The 18,318-nt window shown below is 38.1% G+C and carries 14 protein-coding genes; 7 read left to right on the forward strand and 7 right to left on the reverse strand.

Annotated features, from left to right (window positions below; genetic code table 11):
- Positions 1-464: 464 nt before the first annotated feature.
- Entirely contained in the window at positions 465-1,772 is a 1,308-nt protein-coding gene (locus tag KG732_RS01855; protein WP_213520642.1) for a hydroxymethylglutaryl-CoA reductase, degradative, read from the reverse strand.
- Between the two features lie 131 nt (positions 1,773-1,903).
- Here KG732_RS01855 and KG732_RS01860 point away from each other — a divergent pair, with 131 nt between their 5' ends.
- The 3 genes from KG732_RS01860 (at position 1,904) to KG732_RS01870 (ending at position 6,287) form a co-directional block, all read left to right on the forward strand.
- Positions 1,904-4,057: a S9 family peptidase gene (locus KG732_RS01860; protein WP_213520644.1), complete on the forward strand. Its 2,154-nt coding sequence runs from the start codon at positions 1,904-1,906 to the stop codon at positions 4,055-4,057.
- A gap of 34 nt (positions 4,058-4,091) precedes the next feature.
- Positions 4,092-5,681 (forward strand): peptide MFS transporter, encoded by a 1,590-nt coding sequence (locus KG732_RS01865; RefSeq protein ID WP_213520646.1) that lies wholly within the window; start codon positions 4,092-4,094, stop codon positions 5,679-5,681.
- An 81-nt stretch (positions 5,682-5,762) separates the two neighbouring features.
- On the forward strand, positions 5,763-6,287 hold the full coding sequence (locus KG732_RS01870; RefSeq protein WP_213520648.1) for a thioredoxin fold domain-containing protein: 525 nt from the start codon (positions 5,763-5,765) through the stop codon (positions 6,285-6,287).
- Here KG732_RS01870 and KG732_RS01875 read toward each other — a convergent pair.
- The 5 genes from KG732_RS01875 to surE all read right to left on the reverse strand — a co-directional run bounded on the left by KG732_RS01875 (position 6,284) and on the right by surE (position 11,446).
- Positions 6,284-8,350 carry a ComEC/Rec2 family competence protein gene (locus KG732_RS01875; protein ID WP_213520650.1) on the reverse strand — a complete coding sequence of 689 codons (2,067 nt, stop codon included), beginning with the start codon at positions 8,348-8,350 and terminating at the stop codon, positions 6,284-6,286. The two genes, KG732_RS01870 and KG732_RS01875, sit on opposite strands and share 4 nt — an antisense overlap.
- 22 nt (positions 8,351-8,372) lie before the next feature.
- The gene (locus KG732_RS01880) at positions 8,373-9,101 is read right to left on the reverse strand and encodes a C40 family peptidase (RefSeq protein WP_213520652.1); all 729 of its coding nucleotides are present in this window, start codon (positions 9,099-9,101) and stop codon (positions 8,373-8,375) included.
- A 145-nt stretch (positions 9,102-9,246) separates the two neighbouring features.
- Positions 9,247-10,371, reverse strand: a complete 1,125-nt coding sequence (gene lpxB, locus KG732_RS01885) for a lipid-A-disaccharide synthase (protein ID WP_213520654.1) — start codon at positions 10,369-10,371, stop codon at positions 9,247-9,249.
- A gap of 3 nt (positions 10,372-10,374) precedes the next feature.
- The gene (locus tag KG732_RS01890; protein ID WP_292892417.1) at positions 10,375-10,674 is read right to left on the reverse strand and encodes a hypothetical protein; all 300 of its coding nucleotides are present in this window, start codon (positions 10,672-10,674) and stop codon (positions 10,375-10,377) included.
- Positions 10,664-11,446, reverse strand: a complete 783-nt coding sequence (gene surE, locus KG732_RS01895) for a 5'/3'-nucleotidase SurE (RefSeq protein WP_213520656.1) — start codon at positions 11,444-11,446, stop codon at positions 10,664-10,666. Before surE ends, KG732_RS01890 begins: the two co-directional genes overlap by 11 nt.
- Before the next feature lie 111 nt (positions 11,447-11,557).
- Between surE and KG732_RS01900 the strand changes: the two genes are divergently transcribed.
- The 3 genes from KG732_RS01900 to KG732_RS01910 are packed head-to-tail and all read left to right on the forward strand — an operon-like array spanning position 11,558 to position 15,639.
- Complete coding sequence (locus KG732_RS01900) at positions 11,558-13,714, forward strand: carboxy terminal-processing peptidase (protein ID WP_300980270.1); 2,157 nt, start codon at positions 11,558-11,560, stop codon at positions 13,712-13,714.
- A complete protein-coding gene (locus KG732_RS01905) occupies positions 13,714-14,817 on the forward strand; it encodes an ABC transporter permease (protein ID WP_213520658.1) in 1,104 nt (367 codons plus the stop codon). Before KG732_RS01900 ends, KG732_RS01905 begins: the two co-directional genes overlap by 1 nt.
- A complete protein-coding gene (locus KG732_RS01910; RefSeq protein WP_213520660.1) occupies positions 14,818-15,639 on the forward strand; it encodes a DNA/RNA non-specific endonuclease in 822 nt (273 codons plus the stop codon). It begins immediately after the preceding gene.
- 87 nt (positions 15,640-15,726) lie between these two features.
- Here KG732_RS01910 and KG732_RS01915 read toward each other — a convergent pair whose 3' ends face one another.
- Entirely contained in the window at positions 15,727-16,977 is a 1,251-nt protein-coding gene (locus KG732_RS01915) for an FtsX-like permease family protein (protein WP_300980271.1), read from the reverse strand.
- Here KG732_RS01915 and KG732_RS01920 point away from each other — a divergent pair.
- A complete protein-coding gene (locus KG732_RS01920; protein ID WP_292892405.1) occupies positions 16,943-18,265 on the forward strand; it encodes a DUF1343 domain-containing protein in 1,323 nt (440 codons plus the stop codon). The genes KG732_RS01915 and KG732_RS01920 overlap by 35 nt on opposite strands.
- Positions 18,266-18,318 lie beyond the last annotated feature (53 nt).

Here is an 18,318-nt window from a genome sequence, read left to right on the forward strand (position 1 = left end):
AGGGCGAGTTTGTTTGGCACGATCACAAAAATGAAGATGAATTGTTTTACGAAAGTAAAGACCAATTACTTATAGAACTAAAAGATACCCCCATCAGGTTAAATGAAGGGAACCTTTAACTCGTACCTCACGGTATAGCACACCAACCTATCGCTCACGAAGAAGTTCATGTCCTGCTGTTTGAACCTGCAATGATCCAACATACGGGTGAAATACAACATGAACTTACTAAAGAACAACTGGACTGGATTTGATAAACTCGAACTCGAACTCGAAAGTGAACACCGAATTAAAGAACATAGATCAAAGAATAATCATTAACGAATTTGAATGGTTTAATTGCTGGAAAACCTATAAATAATTAAATCGAGATCAAATTACACCAAAACCGTTTTACAACGACCTGACTTTATAAAGTCATTTTCTATCTGAATTCAAGTTTGATTTTCTTTTTGATTTTACTTTTACTTACGCAGCAAGTTTAAACTCTCTCTTAAACTAGAAAAACTAGGAGTTTTATCAGTGTATTCTTGACGCAACACTTTCTTTTCTTCGTCTGTAGCTCCTATTTGTTCCAGCATATTAACCAGGTGCATTTTCATGTGTCCGGCTTGTATACCTGTAGTTACTAAAGAATGTAAGGCCGCAAAGTTTTGAGCGAGTCCTGCCACCGCAGTTACCTTCATCAAATGCTCAGCACTTGGATTACCTAAAATTTGTATGGCAAGTTTAGAGAGTGGATGTAGGGATGTAAGCCCGCCAACAGTTCCCAAAGCCAGTGGGAAATCGGCTTCAAAGACAAAGTTGTCATTTTCTATACGGGCACGAGTAAGACTTCGATATTGTCCATCTCTAGAAGCAAAAGCATGTACTCCAGCCTCAACAGCTCTAAAATCATTTCCTGTAGCAATGACTACCGCATCAATACCATTCATGATTCCTTTGTTATGGGTGACCGCTCGATAGGGCTCCACAGTAGCAATATCCACAGCGCGCACAAATTTTCTGGCAAACGCTGCTCCTGTCACTCCATTAATAGTTCCTATCTCCTCTATTTTACAAGAAACTGAAACGTTTACCACACAATCTGGAACGTAGTTACTCAAGATGCTCATGATTACTTCTGGCACATCGCTTGAGAAGCCTTGGAATTCTGAGGCTTTTTTTCTTAAAGTCGTTGCCAATTGCTCAAGTGTGGTATTGATAAAATTAGCACCCATGGCATCACGAGTTTCAAAAGTGGCGTGCAACTGATAATAGCCTTCCAGGCTTTTGGTTTTATCTATTAAGCTCAATTCTTGAATACCGCCACCACGTTTTTTCATCGAGGCGTTGATTTGTTCTAGGGATTCTAATAATTCCGCTTTCGCGAAAGCGTAAAAAGCATCCATCTCACTGCCCAAACCATAATACATCAAATGTACCTGACCAGATTTAAGAGTGCCTTTGATCTGTGTTTTAAAACCACCGCGATCCAGCCAAAACTTAGCGGCTTTACAGGCTGCAGCTACTACACTGCTCTCCTCTATGGCCATAGGAATCGTGACCAATTCTCCATCGATCAAAAAATTAGGCGCAAGACCAAATGGGAACAAGTAATTGGTTACTGTATTTTCACTAAAACCGTCGTGAAGATCCTGTAATTTTTCATCTTCATTCCAGTATTGAACAAGGGTTTCTCGAGCCGTGGTACTATCATCAAGGTGATGGGAAACCAGCCAATCTATTTTTTGAGATTTAGAAAGTTTTGAAAATCCAGTAACAGGTTGCATAAGCTTAAAAATTGAGCGGCAAAGATACGATTGGTTAGGGAAAATTTATGCTCACAGGATAATCGCCTAAACCGTAGCTTTATTGGGATATTTTTAGTAAAATTGAGGTCACACCTAATTAAAACTAAGGAATGATTAAAAACTGCATGCTTTTGTTGGCTTTTATATTTGTAAGTCAAAGCATTACCGCTCAGAAAAACATTAGTATCGAAGATATTTATAAAGGAGAATTCCGCACAGAAGGTCTTCAATCTTTAGCCTCATTAAACAACGGGACTGAATATTTAGTGCTTAACTACAACAGAAACCGGACTCAAACCATAGATACCTATAGTTACCTCACTGGAGAAAAAACAGCAACCCTGGTTAGTAGTGCCGACATCAATCTTCCTATCACCAATTATATTTTAAGCAGCGATGAGAAGCAAATGATAATCATTTCTGAAAGCAACCAAATCTTCAGACGCAGCTCCTATGATAAGGTGCATATCTTGAATCTAGAAACTAAGGAACTGACGTCTTTAAGTGACGAGTTCGTTAGAAGTCCTTCTTTCTCTCCAGATGGTGAGAAAGTAGCTTATGTTTTTGAAAACAACATCTACTATAAAGATTTGACAACAGGAGCTTTGGTTCAAGTGACTACAGATGGCGTCACTAATGAATTGATTAATGGAGTTACCGACTGGGTATATGAAGAAGAATTTGCTTTTGTAAAGGCTTATGAGTGGAGTCCTAATAGTGAACAAATTGCTTTTATCTCTTTTGATGAAAGTGATGTTCCTGAATTTTCCATGGATATTTACGGAAAAGACTTGTATCAGTACCCTGAAGTATTTAAATATCCAAAAGCTGGAGAAAAGAATGCTCTTGTGGCATTGCACCAGTTTACTTTAGCTACAGGAACCAGACAAGAGGTTTCTTTGGGACGTAATGAAGAGTTTTACATCGCTCGCATCAATTACTCCCCTAATGGTCTACTTGCTGCTCAATTATTGAACAGACACCAAAACGTTCTAGATTTTTATTACATCAATTCCAATGGTGAAGCTACCATCGCTTTTACCGAAAAAGACGCTGCTTATATAGATGTAACCGATGACCTTACGTTCTTAAAAGACGGTAGTTTTTTATGGACCAGTGAGAAAGATAACTGGAGGCATATTTATTTATACGATGCAGAGGGTAAGGAAAAACTCCAAATCACTAAAGGGAACTGGGATGTTACTTCTTATTACGGCTATGACGACAAGTCAAAACGCATTTACTTTCAAAGTACCGAAGATGGCTCTATCAATAGAAGCATTTATTCCATCTCTTTAAAAGGAAAGAAAAAGAAAAAACTCACTTCTCAAACGGGCACTAATAGTGCTTCGTTTAGCAAAAACTTCACTTATTATATCAATACATTCTCAAGCGCCACTGCTCCAACAGTGTACACCTTGAATAATGCAGAGGATGGTAAATCAATACGTGAGATCAAAAACAACAATAGTCTTCAACTCAAATTGAAGGATTATAAAGTAGCTCAAAAAGAATTTTCTACTATAAACATCAACGGCAATGAGTTGAACATGTGGACCATGAAGCCTCAAGACTTTGATCCTAGCAACACCTATCCGTTATTCATGACGCAATACAGCGGTCCTGGCTCACAATCTGTAGCTAACAGTTGGTATGGTGCAAATGACTATTGGTACAGCATGTTAGCAAATGAAGGTTACATAGTCGTATGTGTTGATGGACGTGGAACTGGATTCAAAGGAGCCGACTTTAAAAAAGTGACTCAAAAAGAATTGGGGAAATATGAAGTAGAAGATCAAATCGCAGCTGCTAAGAAATTAGGCGCTATGAATTACATCGATGCCAGCCGCGTAGGAATTTGGGGATGGAGTTATGGTGGATTTATGAGTTCTAACTGTTTATTAAAAGGAAATGATACTTTTATCATGGCAATAGCTGTAGCACCCGTAACGAACTGGAGGTTCTACGATTCGATTTATACCGAACGATACATGACGACTCCACAGGAAAATGCCAGCGGTTATGACGAAAACAGTCCTATCAATCACGTGGACAAATTAAAAGGAAAGTACCTTTTAATTCACGGTAGTGCTGATGATAATGTACACGTTCAAAACACCATGAGAATGGTAGAAGCATTGGTCCAAGCCAACAAGCAATTTGACTGGGCCATCTACCCAGACAAAAATCATGGAATTTATGGTGGGAACACCAGAATCCACTTGTACAACAAGATGACTAATTTTATCAAAGAGAATTTATAAAATCAACTAACCTAACTTATTATAAACTACGATTATGGAGTATAAATTTGGTGGTTCTTTAACGAACCAAAAGACCGTTTTAGGTCATCCATCGGGACTATTTGTTCTTTTCTTTACAGAGATGTGGGAACGTTTTTCTTATTATGGGATGCGTGCATTATTAGTCCTGTTTTTAGTAGCCTCTGTATTTGATGAAGGCTGGGGCTGGGAACGAGCAGAGGCATTAACTCTTTATGCGTTCTATACTGGATTAGTTTATGTGACACCAATTTTTGGAGGATTGATAGCAGATAAAATAACTGGTTACCGAAAAGCAGTTGTAATAGGTGCTTTACTAATGACTTTGGGACATGCCTCCATGGCATTAGAGGGTCTTACTGGCATTTTCTTTTACCTAGGATTAGTTCTTCTAATCATTGGTAATGGAATGTTTAAACCAAATATTTCTTCTATGGTAGGAAAACTCTACAAAACTGAAGATAAAGAAAAAGATGCTGGTTATACTATATTCTATATGGGAATCAACGCGGGAGCGTTCTTAGGAATTTTACTATGCGGTTATATAGGAGAATCTGTGGGATGGCATTATGGCTTTGGCCTTGCAGGTATATTTATGTTTATAGGTATGTTACAGTTTTATTTTGCTCAAGAAATTTTTGGTAAAATAGGCCTATCTCCAAAAGATGCAGAGGATTTTGAAGATGTTATGGAAGAGGCCTTTGAAGATGCAGAAGACAGTGTAGAAGCAACTATAGATAACGCTAAAAAATCAAAAATCACCTCTGATAGATTGATTGTAATAGGAGTTTTAGCATTCTTCACTATCTTCTTTTGGTGGGCATTTGAACAGGCAGGGGGATCGATGACCATCTTTGCTGCAGATTATACCGATCGAGTTCTTGAAGGTGATGGTGCATTGATATTTAAAGTATTTAATACACTTCTAACGGTTATTCCTATGATCATCATTACATGGGTTCTTGGCATGTTATTTAAACAAACTTATTCTAAATATGCACTTTCAAATATTCTTTTAGGTTCTGGATTTGTTGTAATTTGGGCTATCGTAATCTGGATGTTGTACCGACAATTTACGGATCCTGCACCTGAAGTTCCTGCCTCCTGGTTTGGTATTTTAAACTCTTTCTTTATCATCGCTTTTGCTCCTGTCTTTTCAAAAATTTGGGAATCTAAATACAACCCTTCAGGGCCTGTAAAGTTTGCAATTGGTTTGATCTTATTAGGTATTGGTTTTGGAATTTTAGCCTTTGGCTCTATGGGGATTCCTTTAGGAGCAAAAACAGCTTCTGTGAGCATGATTTTCCTAATTATAGCCTACTTATTTCATACTTTAGGTGAACTTTGTGTTTCTCCAGTAGGTCTTTCTTATGTAAGTAAATTATCACCTACTAAGCTAGTGGGTTTGATGTTCGGTATATGGTTTGTCGCAAACTTTATAGCCAATACTGCTGCTGGACTTACTGGTAGATTTATCGATCCTATAGTGGAAGATTATGGAATGGCAACTTTCTTTATGATTTTTACAATTATACCTATTGCTGCAGGTTTCGTTATGCTTGCAATAAGTAAGCTACTAGTTAAAATGATGCACGGTATTAGATAATAACTGCATGTATTAATATTTTAACATAAAATGCACCATTACGGTGCATTTTATGCATTCATGATGTTGTAAATTAGCCACATGAAATTAGTTCCTCTTGTATTTCTCTTGTTTTCCACACTTGGTTTTTCTCAAGTGAATTGGATGAGTATGAATGATGCCCTTGCGGCACAGAAAAAAGAACCTCGTAAAATTTTGATGAAATCCTACACAGACTGGTGTCCTAATTGTAAATGGATGGATCAACACGCTTTCGCGAAAGCGGATATCGCCACCTACATCAACAAGCACTATTACCCCGTAAAATTTAATGCCGAAGGAACTGAAGTGATCAACTACAAAGGTGCTACCTACGCTAATCCGCTTAAAAAGCGCAACGATCGCGCGCAACATCAATTCGCTGAATTTATAAGAATATTTGAATATCCTACACTGGTATTTTTTGATGAAAAAGGAACCATTATCAATCCCGTCCCTGGAAAATTAGATGCTAAAAAGTTGGAAATCTATATCACCATGCTCGCAGACGAGACTTACAAGTCCATCAACACGGGGAAAAAATGGAACGATTACCAACGAGATTTTAAATACAAACTACAGGGTTAATCGATTGCTACTGCTCCATCTTCATAGGTGTTTAAAAACCTAATATTCCTTTGATCACACGTGATTTTCCAAGCCTCAATTAGATGGCGATAATTAGAACCATCAGCAATAATCATTTTCGGTTGGGTGTCTAGAATAAGTCGTTCTATATTGATTTTAGGAGAGTGTGATAGCAGGACGTTAGCGCTCTTAATAGAGGTATCGTAGACTCCATTTTCGGCTATGACCACCAATTGTGCGTCTTTGTAATGCACCATACTTTGTAAATCAGCTATAGAGAGTTTCTTGCCTCGATGGTTTTCTATGTTTTTTAATCGCTCTAAACTATTAACCGCTCTTGTAGTATCCATGACATGCAAATCAGTAAGCAGTAGGGCTTGATCTTTATTGCTCAGACTAACCGCACTTCCAGTGGCTTGATGCAATACTAAAAACTGTTCTTCACTGTAGGCATAGGTTTCAAAACTACGTATCCCCATCCATAGTATCGCAGATGCAAGACTGAGATGCAGCATCCAGTTGGGCTTTTTCAAGTAAAAGCGTTCCTTTTTACTTCTTTTAAAGTAAGGAACTAAAAACAACACCAAACTAAATAGCACTGTGTACATTAAAATCATTTCCCACCAGGTGATGTATATGTCAGTGAAAATAAATGCATCCCAAGAACTAATGGTCGCAATGCCACCCATAAGGAATTCTAAAACTAGATTTAAGACAGTCGTTAGCCAGTCGGCAGGAAGCCCGATCGACAATAAAAGAATCAACAACAACGCAGCGCCTATAATCAATGGCAATACAGGCAACAACAGCAAATTCCCAAGAATAAATAATCCTGGAAACTGATGAAAGTAAAACAGGCTCACTCCTGCTACTCCTATTTGAGCTGCAATAGTTACGGTACATATGCTCCAAAAAAAATCTTTGACCTTATTGTGCCAAGTCCATAATCCCGCCAGCACAGGTTGTATCAGTACAATAGAAAATACCGCCATATAACTCAACTGAAAGCCAACTTGAAACAGCAATCGTGGATCGTAAATCAACAACACAAAAGCAGATAAGGTCAAACTGTGATACACCGATCCTTTGCGTTTGAGATTCATACCTATAGCCACAAAAGAAAACATAGTTACTGCTCGCATAATGGAAGGTGACATTCCTGTAAGTAAAGCAAAAGACCATAGAAGAACAATAAGAACCGCACTTTGAATCCAGCGACCGTATTTCAGTCGTAAGATACTTTGAGTGAGAAATCTTAGAATCAATAAAATGATTCCGACATGCAAACCACTTAAAGCAAGAATATGAATCACCCCTGCATCTCTAAAGCTTTTGGTAAGCTCTGGAGCTACATTCTGTCGTTGTCCTAAAACCAAAGCTTCTATCATGGCTCTAGGACGCTCCTTTAAACCGGATGCCGTTAATTTATTTAGAATCCTATTTCTAATAACCAATAGACCGTCCATTTTATCAGGAGACTTCTCATCACTCCATATGCGAGTTGGATCTACATCAATCTGACCATAGACATCAATGGACTTCAAATAGGCTCTGTAATCAAAATCTCCCGGGTTACGGGCAAATGCTGGCACATCTATTTGCTCATAAACGACTAGCCTATCACCTACCTGATAATCTAGACTATCCGTTCTTTTAAATGACACCAATGCTTTTCCCGAAACCTCTTGCGATCCCAAAAAAAATACCTCAGCATAAAAACGATCATTAAATGAATTGGAAGACAATCGTTGTTGAAGTTCAAGAGAAATAACTTGGTCTTCACCATGTACCTGCTTATCAATAAAATGATTACTTGATAGCTGATTACTCAACTGCAGGAGAATTCCTCCTAGAAAAAAGAAAAAGCAATAAACAGCTACTGCAAAGAGTGCTTTTGAAAAAAAAGAATATTTGTGGATGAGCAAGGAAAATAAGGCGATCAAAAAAGATATGCCCAAGCTGTACAGATAAGTAACTACAGGCAGTTCTATACCCCTAGAAAAAATAATTCCTGCGATAAGAAAAAATAAAATTCTATAAAATGCATAATCAAGCCAGCGCATGATTAAATATACCTAATCTATTTTAATCGATTCTTCCAGCTCTTAAGAAAGCATCTATCCAGTAGGCTTCATTCAAAGTAGACGTCATCACACCTCTCGATGTAGTAGAATGTATGAATTCAATTTCTCCAGGAGTTACACTTGTAATCAACGCGACATGGTTGACTTGTCGTTTGTTTTTACCTGTGGCAAAGAATAGAAAGTCTCCCTTTCTTACCTGATCCAGATCCAGCTCATCAGCTTTTGCATACATAGAACGACTGCTGCGCGGCATGCTTTTACCAGCTTCTTCAAAAGCCGTACAAATCAAACCACTGCAATCCATCCCTTTTGTAGTAGTGCCCCCATACCGGTATTTCACTCCTTTATACCGCATCGCATTTTCCACTACTTGGTCTATAAAAGAAGTGCTTTCTGCATAGGGCTTGTCATTTGATGCTACCTCTATTTGTATTTCTTCTAGTTCCCTTTTTTCCGTATGGGCACTATAGGTATTAGGACTTTTATAAGCGCTAGCTCTAGGTGCTTCGGCAGCTTCCTTTTTAGTTGTAATTACGCTAGGTCTAGAACTCCCACAAGAGGTTAGTCCAAAGCAAAGCAGTATCATTAATGATGATAAAACTATGGGAACAGACTTTTTGTTGCTGTTGTTTTGTTTTCTATTTATTCCGCTTTCGCGAAAGCGAAATAAAAAAAAGCTGATGCCATACGTGCTATAAGAACGTGAAATCATTAAACACATACTACCCATTACATTTCAACATATTTTGTAAAATATTAGAATTCCTTTTAGGCCCAACCAAATAAAAAACTACCAGTATAACACCTTTTAAAATTCTATATTTTAACGAGAATAAGACGGAGAAGAACTGATTTATAAACGACATATAGATATGTTATTGTTGTAAATTCTTAATATCCGTAAAGATCAAACTAGCAGTATTCTCACTGGCTCCTGTGCCTCCTAACTTTGTTTCCAACTCGTAATAATCTGCAAAAATGCGGTTGCGCTGGGTAGGATGGAGGATTAGATCCAATTCTTTTCGCAGTGTTTTCTTGTTGAAGGCCGATTGTATCAACTCGGTAACTACTGGTTGATCCATAATAAGGTTGACCAGTGATATATAATCCAGCTTGACAATACGCTTAGCAATATGATAGCTTATGGAACTTCCTTTGTAACATACGACTTGAGGCACTTTAAAAAGAGCCGTTTCTAGGGTTGCGGTTCCTGAAGTAACTAAGGCCGCATGGCACAAACTCATCAAATCATAGGTGCGGTTCATAACTAAAGTTACTGGATAGTCTTTGAGGTAACTACTATAAAAAGACTCGTCTTGACCAGGTGCTCCTGCGATAATGAATTGGTAATCTGGATAACGATCTACCATATCCAACATAACGCTCAACATTTTTTTAATTTCTTGTTTGCGACTACCTGGCAATAAAGCGATTAACGGTCGCTCGTCCAAGTGGTAAGTAGCAAGGAATTTAATGTGATCTACCGTCTTTCTTTGGGCGATGGCATCAATTAATGGATGCCCTACAAAGTGCACCGGAAATTGGTGTTTTTGCTCGTAAAAATCCTTTTCAAATGGTAAGATTACGTACATCTGATCCACATCTCTCTTGATGGCTTTGATGCGACCTTCTTTCCATGCCCATATTTGCGGAGATATGTAATAATGGTTGCGATACCCTTTGATTTTAGCCCATTTCATGATCCTAAAATTAAACCCAGGATAATCGATATAGATGATGGCATCTGGCTGAAAAACATCAATATCTTCTTTGCACAACCTGATGTTTTTAAGAATGGCTTTAATATTGCTCAAGACTTCTACAAAGCCCATAAAGGCAAGCTCTTTATAATGTTTTACAAGACTTCCTCCTTCGGCCTTCATTAAATCACCACCCCAAAATCGAAACGCTGCCTCAGGATCTTTTTTCTTGAGCTCTTTCATGAGCAAAGCTCCATGAAGGTCTCCACTCGCCTCGCCTGCAATCAAATAATATTTCATACGCTAGAATTCAAAATATAACACTGCCAGTGCAGCAAGAATAGTTGCCAGTAATACCCCCCGAGCTTCATATGGCTGAATGCTTTTTTTAAATTTCCCAATAGTTGACGTAAGGAAAAAGAAAAACAACACCAAATTAAGTACGGCTCCTAAACCTATAAGTCCTCCTAAAAAACCTTGGCTATACCCTTCTTTGATGATGTACTCAAAGCCCTTATCTGTTGCAAAATAAACGTACAGATAGGTTCCTATGGTATTGGCAATAAGCCCTAATATAAATCCTTTTAAAATCTTAATTACCAAAATCCCATGTGTTTAATTCGCTTATATAATGGTGTGCGGTAAGATCATATTGCGTTGGAACTATGGAGATGTAATTATGAGCCAGTGCCCATTCATCCGTATCTTCTCCTTTATCGTCATTAACAAACTTGCCGGTAAGCCAGTAGTAGTCTTTACCATTTGGATTTGTGCGTTTGTCAAATTCTTCCACCCAATACGCATTAGCCTGACGGCATATTTTTACTCCTTTGATTTCCTCTTTGGTAGCTTTTGGAATGTTGACGTTAAAAATAACTCCTTTTGCCATTCCTTTTTCCAAAACCTGCTCTATAATGTGTTTGACATACTCACGAGATGAAGAAAAGTCTGCATCGTGAGAATAATCACATAAAGAAAAGCCTATGGCTGGAATTCCTTCTATTCCCGCTTCCATGGCTGCACTCATCGTACCGCTATAAATCACGTTGATCGCGCTGTTACTTCCGTGATTGATGCCACTAAGGCATAAATCTGGTTTGCGATCGAGTATTTCATGACTGGCCATTTTCACACAATCTACAGGTGTACCGCTTGTCGTATATTCTTTATGGTCGTAATCGTGTTGTAAAAACTCCTTCACATAAAGTGTGTCGTTGATGGTTATCGCATGGCCCATAGCGCTTTGCGGGCTGTCTGGAGCGACCACGACTACATCACCTAACTCTCGAGCGATACTGATTAATGTTCTAATTCCTTTTGCAGTAATACCATCATCGTTAGTAACTAAAATGAGTGGTTTCTTTTTATTTTCCATATGATTTTTAAGGTGGTTAAAATTAAGTAAATTAGCCGAACCATATAAGATTCTTGACTTACTTTAACCGTCTTAAATTGGCACGGTTTTTATATACATAGAAAGAGACAAATGAAAATCCTTATGAATTTCCTTAAAAACAACTTTATATTAGCGGTTTTTACCCTACTTGTAGCCACAGCTAGCTGCAGTTTTACTAATGACACTGTTGACCCTGGAGATAAAGAAAAAGAGCAGTTACTCGTCAACTTGATTTCTCACGTATTAAAAAGAAATCACTTTTCTCCTGCAGATCTGACAGATGAATTCTCCAAAGAAGTTTTTGATAATTACATCAAAGACATGGATCCGGGAAAAAGATATTTCCTAGAAAGTGACTATAAAGAATTTCAAGCTTATGAATATTTGATCGATGATCAAATACGTGATAGTAAAGTAGATTTATTTAATCTTACTTATGAACGGTTGCTGCAACGTCAAGAGGAATCTCAAAAAATATTTACAGAATTAATTGCTAACCCATTTGATTTTTCTATAGATGAACGCATCAATACAGATTATGATCAGATCCCTTATTCAAAAAACAAAAAAGAATTAAAAGACCACTGGAGAAAACTTTTAAAACTAGCTGCTTTAGGAACCTATTACGATAAGGTAGAAGAGCAAAAAGAACAACCAGAAGAAGAGCAAAAGAGTCTTGCAGAATTAGAAAAAGAAACCAGAGCAGAGATTAAAAAATCAATGCTAGAAAACTTTGACCTCACTGACGATGTAGAGCGATTGGACTATTTCTCTGTTTTTGTAAATACCATTACCACACATTTTGATCCTCATACTAATTTTTTTCCACCACAAAACAAAGATCGTTTTGACACCTCTATGAGCGGAAAGTTAGAAGGAATAGGTGCTAGACTTCAAAAGAAGATGGATTACATCAGTGTATTAGAAATCATTTCTGGCGGACCAGCATGGAAGAGCGAACTGATAGAAGTAGGGGATAAAATCCTTAAGGTCGCTCAAGAAAACGACACTATTGCTACTTCGATTGTAGGTATGAGAATAGGAGATGCGGTAGAACTAATCAAAGGGCCTAAAGGAAGTAAAGTAATTCTAACACTTAAGAAAGTAGACGGCTCCATAGAAGATATAACTCTTACAAGAGATATCGTTCAAATAGAAGAAACATTTGCTAAGTCAGTTATAGGACAAGACGATGCTTTTAGATTTGGGTTGATCAATTTACCTAAGTTTTATTTTGACATGGAAGATCCTAGTGGACGTGCTGCTGGTAATGATATCTCTAAAGAAATTCAAAGACTGAAAACCGAAGGTATGGACGGACTGATCTTAGACTTACGAAATAATGGCGGTGGTTCTTTAAGAGAAGTGATTGAAATGGCAGGATTATTTATTGATCAAGGACCTGTGGTACAAGTGGCATTAAAAGACAAAAGAACACGAACCTTAAGAGATAGCGACAGCGGAGAAATTCTTTGGGAAGGACCTTTAGTAATTATGGTCAACGAATTCAGCGCTAGTGCTAGTGAAATTCTTGCTGCTGCTTTACAAGATTACGACCGTGCTGTGATTATAGGAAGTAAGCAAACCTTTGGAAAAGGAACAGTACAGAATTTTGAAGACTTGAACCAATGGGTGCGAAATAATGAATACGGAGACTTAGGAGCCATCAAATTAACCACCCAAAAATTCTATAGAATTAATGGCGGGAGCACTCAACTAGAAGGGGTAAAAAGTGATGTAGTCACCCCGGGAAGATACAGTTATATCGAAGTAGGAGAACGCGACGAGCAGTTTCCACTTCCTTATGACGAAATTCCAAAAGCTGATTATAACAAATTTACTGGCTATGCAAATCTAGCCGAGTCCATCAAAAAGGCTCAGGAAAGAGTGGATGCAAATCCTAATTTTCAATTATTAAATGAAAATGCAAAATGGTTGAGCAATCAACGAGAAGATAATGACATTCCTTTAAATTTGATCACTTACACAGAACGTCTGGACCGTCTTGAAAAAGAAACAGAGAAATTTGAATCGCTTTCTGATTATAAGAACACCTTAGATTTTGACATGCTTGCCTATGAGAAAGCATTAGTTAAAACTGACAGTGCTTTAGGAGACAAACGTGAAGCCTGGATAAAAAATCTTAAAAAAGATATTTATGTGGAAGAAGCAGTAAATGTTCTTAAGGAGCTACGCATGAATAACATTAAAAACGACAACAAAACTAAATGGAGTGTTAAGGACTAATGTCTTTTAAAACCACATCATTAAGTGCTCTAGCGCTCCAGAAGTTTCAAAAAAACTTCTGGGGCGTTTTAAGTTTTTTTGTTATTCTATTTTATGCATTAATAGCCATATTTGCTTACGTTATAGCTCCAGACGATACGCAATACGCCAACCAAATGCATATTTCTATACACTCACAACCGCCAGGTTTTACAGTGGATATGTTAACCTTTCCCTCAACAACTGCCAAAACTAATTTTTGGAACTGGTGGAATGGAAAAAAATCTACTGTACAAGAAATCCCTTATGCCGATTTAAAAATAGAGAATGGTAGTGTTTTTTACCGGCCTTTTGACGTAGACGGCAAGGAGCTCGCTTTTGTGGACGCCAATTTTAGCATTGATAAGGATCTAGAATTGTCTCGCTTTCGCGAAAGCTATACCTTACAAAAAACATTTCTATTAGGTACCGACAAATATGGTCGTGATCTATTGAGCCGCATGATGATAGGGACGAGAATAAGCATCTCTATTGGTTTTGTAGCAGTATTGATCTCCTTACTTATAGGTGTTTTTTTAGGAGCTATTGCAGGATATTACGGCGGTAAAATAGATGCTGCCATCATGTGGCTGATCAATGTCACTTGGTCCATTCCTACCCTGCTGATGGTGATCGCAATAAGTATTGCTTTAGGAAAAGGCTTTCTTACTGTTTTTATCGCCGTAGGACTCACCATGTGGGTAGAAGTTGCACGTGTGGTACGTGGACAGATGATTGTAGCCAAAGAATACCAATACGTAACTGCAGCAAAAGCATTAGGCTTTGATCATTTTAGAATTATTACCCGACATATTTTACCCAACATCATGGCACCAGTCATTGTTATTAGTGCGGCAAATTTTGCAGCTTCCATACTTATAGAAAGTGGTTTGAGCTTTCTAGGATTAGGCGCACAACCTCCTATGCCCAGTTGGGGCAGTATGATTAAAGATCATTACCAGTACATCATTCTCGACAAGGCTTATCTTGCCATAGTGCCAGGAATCGCAATCATGACGTTAGTAATGGCTTTTATGCTCTTAGGAAATGCACTGCGAGATGCACTGGATGTAAAAACGAGTTAAATGAGAAAATACGTTTACCCATTAATCATTCTTACTTGCGCAGCAGCTTACTATTTCTATGAGAATAAAGCCGAAAGCATCTATGCACAGGAAAATCCCCCTAAAGAAGATTTTCTAAATGCTGATAGCTATGGAAGTGAAGTCCACTCCTTATCTCGAAAAGATTTCTTGCCAAGCTCTAAAAACCAAATTGTAAATCACCATACCTACAGTCTTTCTTATAACGAACAACACGAGCAAGCCGAATGGACGGCACATGTTTTAAGGGCTTCAGACATTACCACTAGTGATTATAAAAGACCTTATTTTGAAATTGATGATCAAGTAACTACTGGTGCCGCTCATTGGCGCAATTATAAAAAGAGTGGTTATGACAAAGGGCACCTCGTTCCCGCTGGCGATAGGAAATCTACTCAAGCTGCTTATAACGAAACTTTTTTAACCTCTAACATCAGTCCGCAGCGGCATGATTTTAATTCGGGTATCTGGAATACATTAGAGCAAAAAACCAGGTATTATGCGCAGCGTCATCAGGAGCTTTATGTGATTACAGGCTCTGTTTTAAAAGAAGGTTTAAAATCTATAGGCACAGAAAAGGTATCGGTTCCAGAACAATATTATAAAATCCTATATCGCCACGATGCTGATGGAGGTAAAATGCTCGCTTTTTTAATGCCGCATCAAGACGCAAATACATCCATCTATGATTTTATAAGCAGTGTGGATGAGATTGAGAAATTAACCGGCACTGATTTTTTCTATCAACTTCCTGAGGCTATTGAAAACCGATTAGAAGCTGGAAAAAGTCCTAAGGGCTGGTAGTCCTATTACTATTGATGACCTCCTTTGATAGCGGCGACAACTATATCACTTGTTGATGACATGATAACCGCAGGGTCCACCTATGAGTTACTCAAATCGCATCGCCTTTACAGGGCTGATTTTACTGACGATCAGGGTAGGGATAATTAAAGCGATTAAACACACTACAAAAGTTCCTAAATTCAAGGCGATCACGTGCCACCACGAGATATAAACTGGCATCTCGGTCACATGGTAAGACTGAGGATCTAAGGTCAACGGACTGAAATAGAATTGGATTCCTATCAAACCTAAACCGATGACATTTCCTATGACGAGTCCTTTAAACACCAGGTTCATGGCGTTATAAAGGAAGATTTTACGCACCGTCCAATTAGAAGCCCCTAAAGACTTGAGAACCCCTATCATGTTGGTACGATCCAAAATAAGCACTAGTAATGCCGTAATCATATTGATGATTCCTACGATAAGTATGATGCCTATTATTCCAAAAATATTTCCATCTAATAATGCCAACCATTGAAAAATTGCTGGTAGTTCTTGTTCAATGGTTCTTGCATTTAATTCAGACGGCGTATTCAATTGGATGGCCCTTCCTACTTCGGTAAGTCGGTCAAAATCTTTGATAAATAGTTCAAACTTTCCTATCTGGTCAGCATCCCATTTATTGATGCGTTGTATATTTCTGATATCTCCTATGATAAATTTAGAATCGTATTCTTCTAGCCCGCTATCATAAATTCCTGAAACTCTAAAAGCTCTTCCTATTGGCTCTTGACCATTAGCTTTCATAAAATAAGTTGGTGCCTTGTCCCCTACTTTTAATTGTAGGCGAGCAGCAATATCATCAGAAATAAGAATATCAAATGAGGTTTGCTCCTGAGCCACGTCTGGCAATTTACCTTCCACTAAAAAGTCTTGTAAATAGTTCCAATCGTAATCACTTCCCACTCCTTTGAGAATGATCCCCTCAAAATCGGTCGAAGTACGTATCATCCCGCCTTTTGTAGCTACGCCTTGAATATGGGTAACTTCTGGTACTGCCGTAAAATCTGGATAAAAATCTTGATGGCTAGAGATGGGTTTTATACTGGTAATGGAGTTATTGCGGTCAAAAAAAGACACGTTTACATGACCATTGAAGGCACTGACCTTCTCTTTTATCTTTTTTTGCAGGCCCACGCCAGTGGCAATAGCGATTAGCATCACAATAATTCCTATTGCAATTGCAGCCACTGCAATTTTTATAATCGGCGCACTTACGCTATTTTTATAACTTGTACTACTTTGTACCCTTTTAGCAATGAAATACTCTAGATTCACTTTTTTTGATTCCATATTCAAATATACCATAATCGCTTTGGTTGTAGGAATGACTTCCTGTAATTCTAAAACCAATGGCAACAATACACCCACTTCTCCTAAAGAAGAAAAAATTGTTCTTGAAAAATTCCAAGGTCAAAGGCTTCTCGTAGAAACAAATGATAACGAACCTATTCCGGCGGCTTATCTATTGGGAGAGTGGATTGGAAAACTCAAAGGAAAAAGAGTTGCCTTAGTGGGAAACCAAACTAGTGTCGTAAAAACTGGAGATACCGTTATTTCTAAAGAATGGGATACTAGAAATAAAGTGCGTTACTCACATCTAGTCGACACCTTACTGGCTCATGGAATAGACATCAAACGTGTTTTTGCTCCAGAGCACGGTTTTAGAGGCACTGCTGATGCTGGAGCCAGCATCAAAGATGGAGTAGATGAACGAACAGGCATACCTATCATTTCTCTTTATGGCGACAACAAAAAACCGTTTAAAGAACAACTAGAAGATATAGACCTTGTCTTATTTGATATTCAAGATGTGGGTGCTAGATTCTACACCTATATTTCTACCCTACATTATGTCATGGAAGCATGCGCCGCTTACGACCGAAAACTCCTCATTTTGGACCGTCCTAACCCTAACGGTCATTACATCGATGGACCTATATTAGAAAAAAAACACCAAAGCTTTGTAGGCATGCACCCGGTCCCTGTGGTACACGGTATGACTATAGGAGAATATGCGATGATGATTAATGGTGAACAATGGCTGGACAAGCAGTTACAAGCTGAGTTAGAAATTATCAAGTGCACGAATTATACCCATGCTACTCCCTACAGCATTCCTATCCAACCATCTCCTAATTTACCTAATGATCAAGCGATCAACCTGTATCCTAGCCTTTGCTTTTTTGAAGGAACTGAAGTAAGTGTGGGACGAGGTACAGAAATGCAATTTCAGGTGTATGGATCTCCATCCTTAGCAAAATATACTGACTTTGCCTTTACTCCGACACCTAATGAAGGTTCTAAAAGACCTCCATTTAACGGGAAGAAATGCTTTGGAGTAGATCTTAGAGGTTATAAAAAACTAGATCATTTAGAGTTGGAATTTTTAGTAGACGCTTTCGCGAAAGCGCCATCAAAACAAAACTTCTTCAATCCCTTTTTTACCAAACTTGCCGGAACAACGCTCTTACAAGCTCAGATCGAAAAAGGCATGAGCGCACAAGAAATTGCAGCCACATGGGAAAAAGGACTGGAAAACTATCAAAAAATTAGATCAAAATACATGCTCTATAAATAACTCAAATCCCAAGGGCGACGGTACTTGGTGATCAAAAATAAAATAGCCTGAAT

This window comes from Nonlabens sp. (assembly GCF_018401815.1).
Taxonomy (GTDB): domain Bacteria; phylum Bacteroidota; class Bacteroidia; order Flavobacteriales; family Flavobacteriaceae; genus Nonlabens.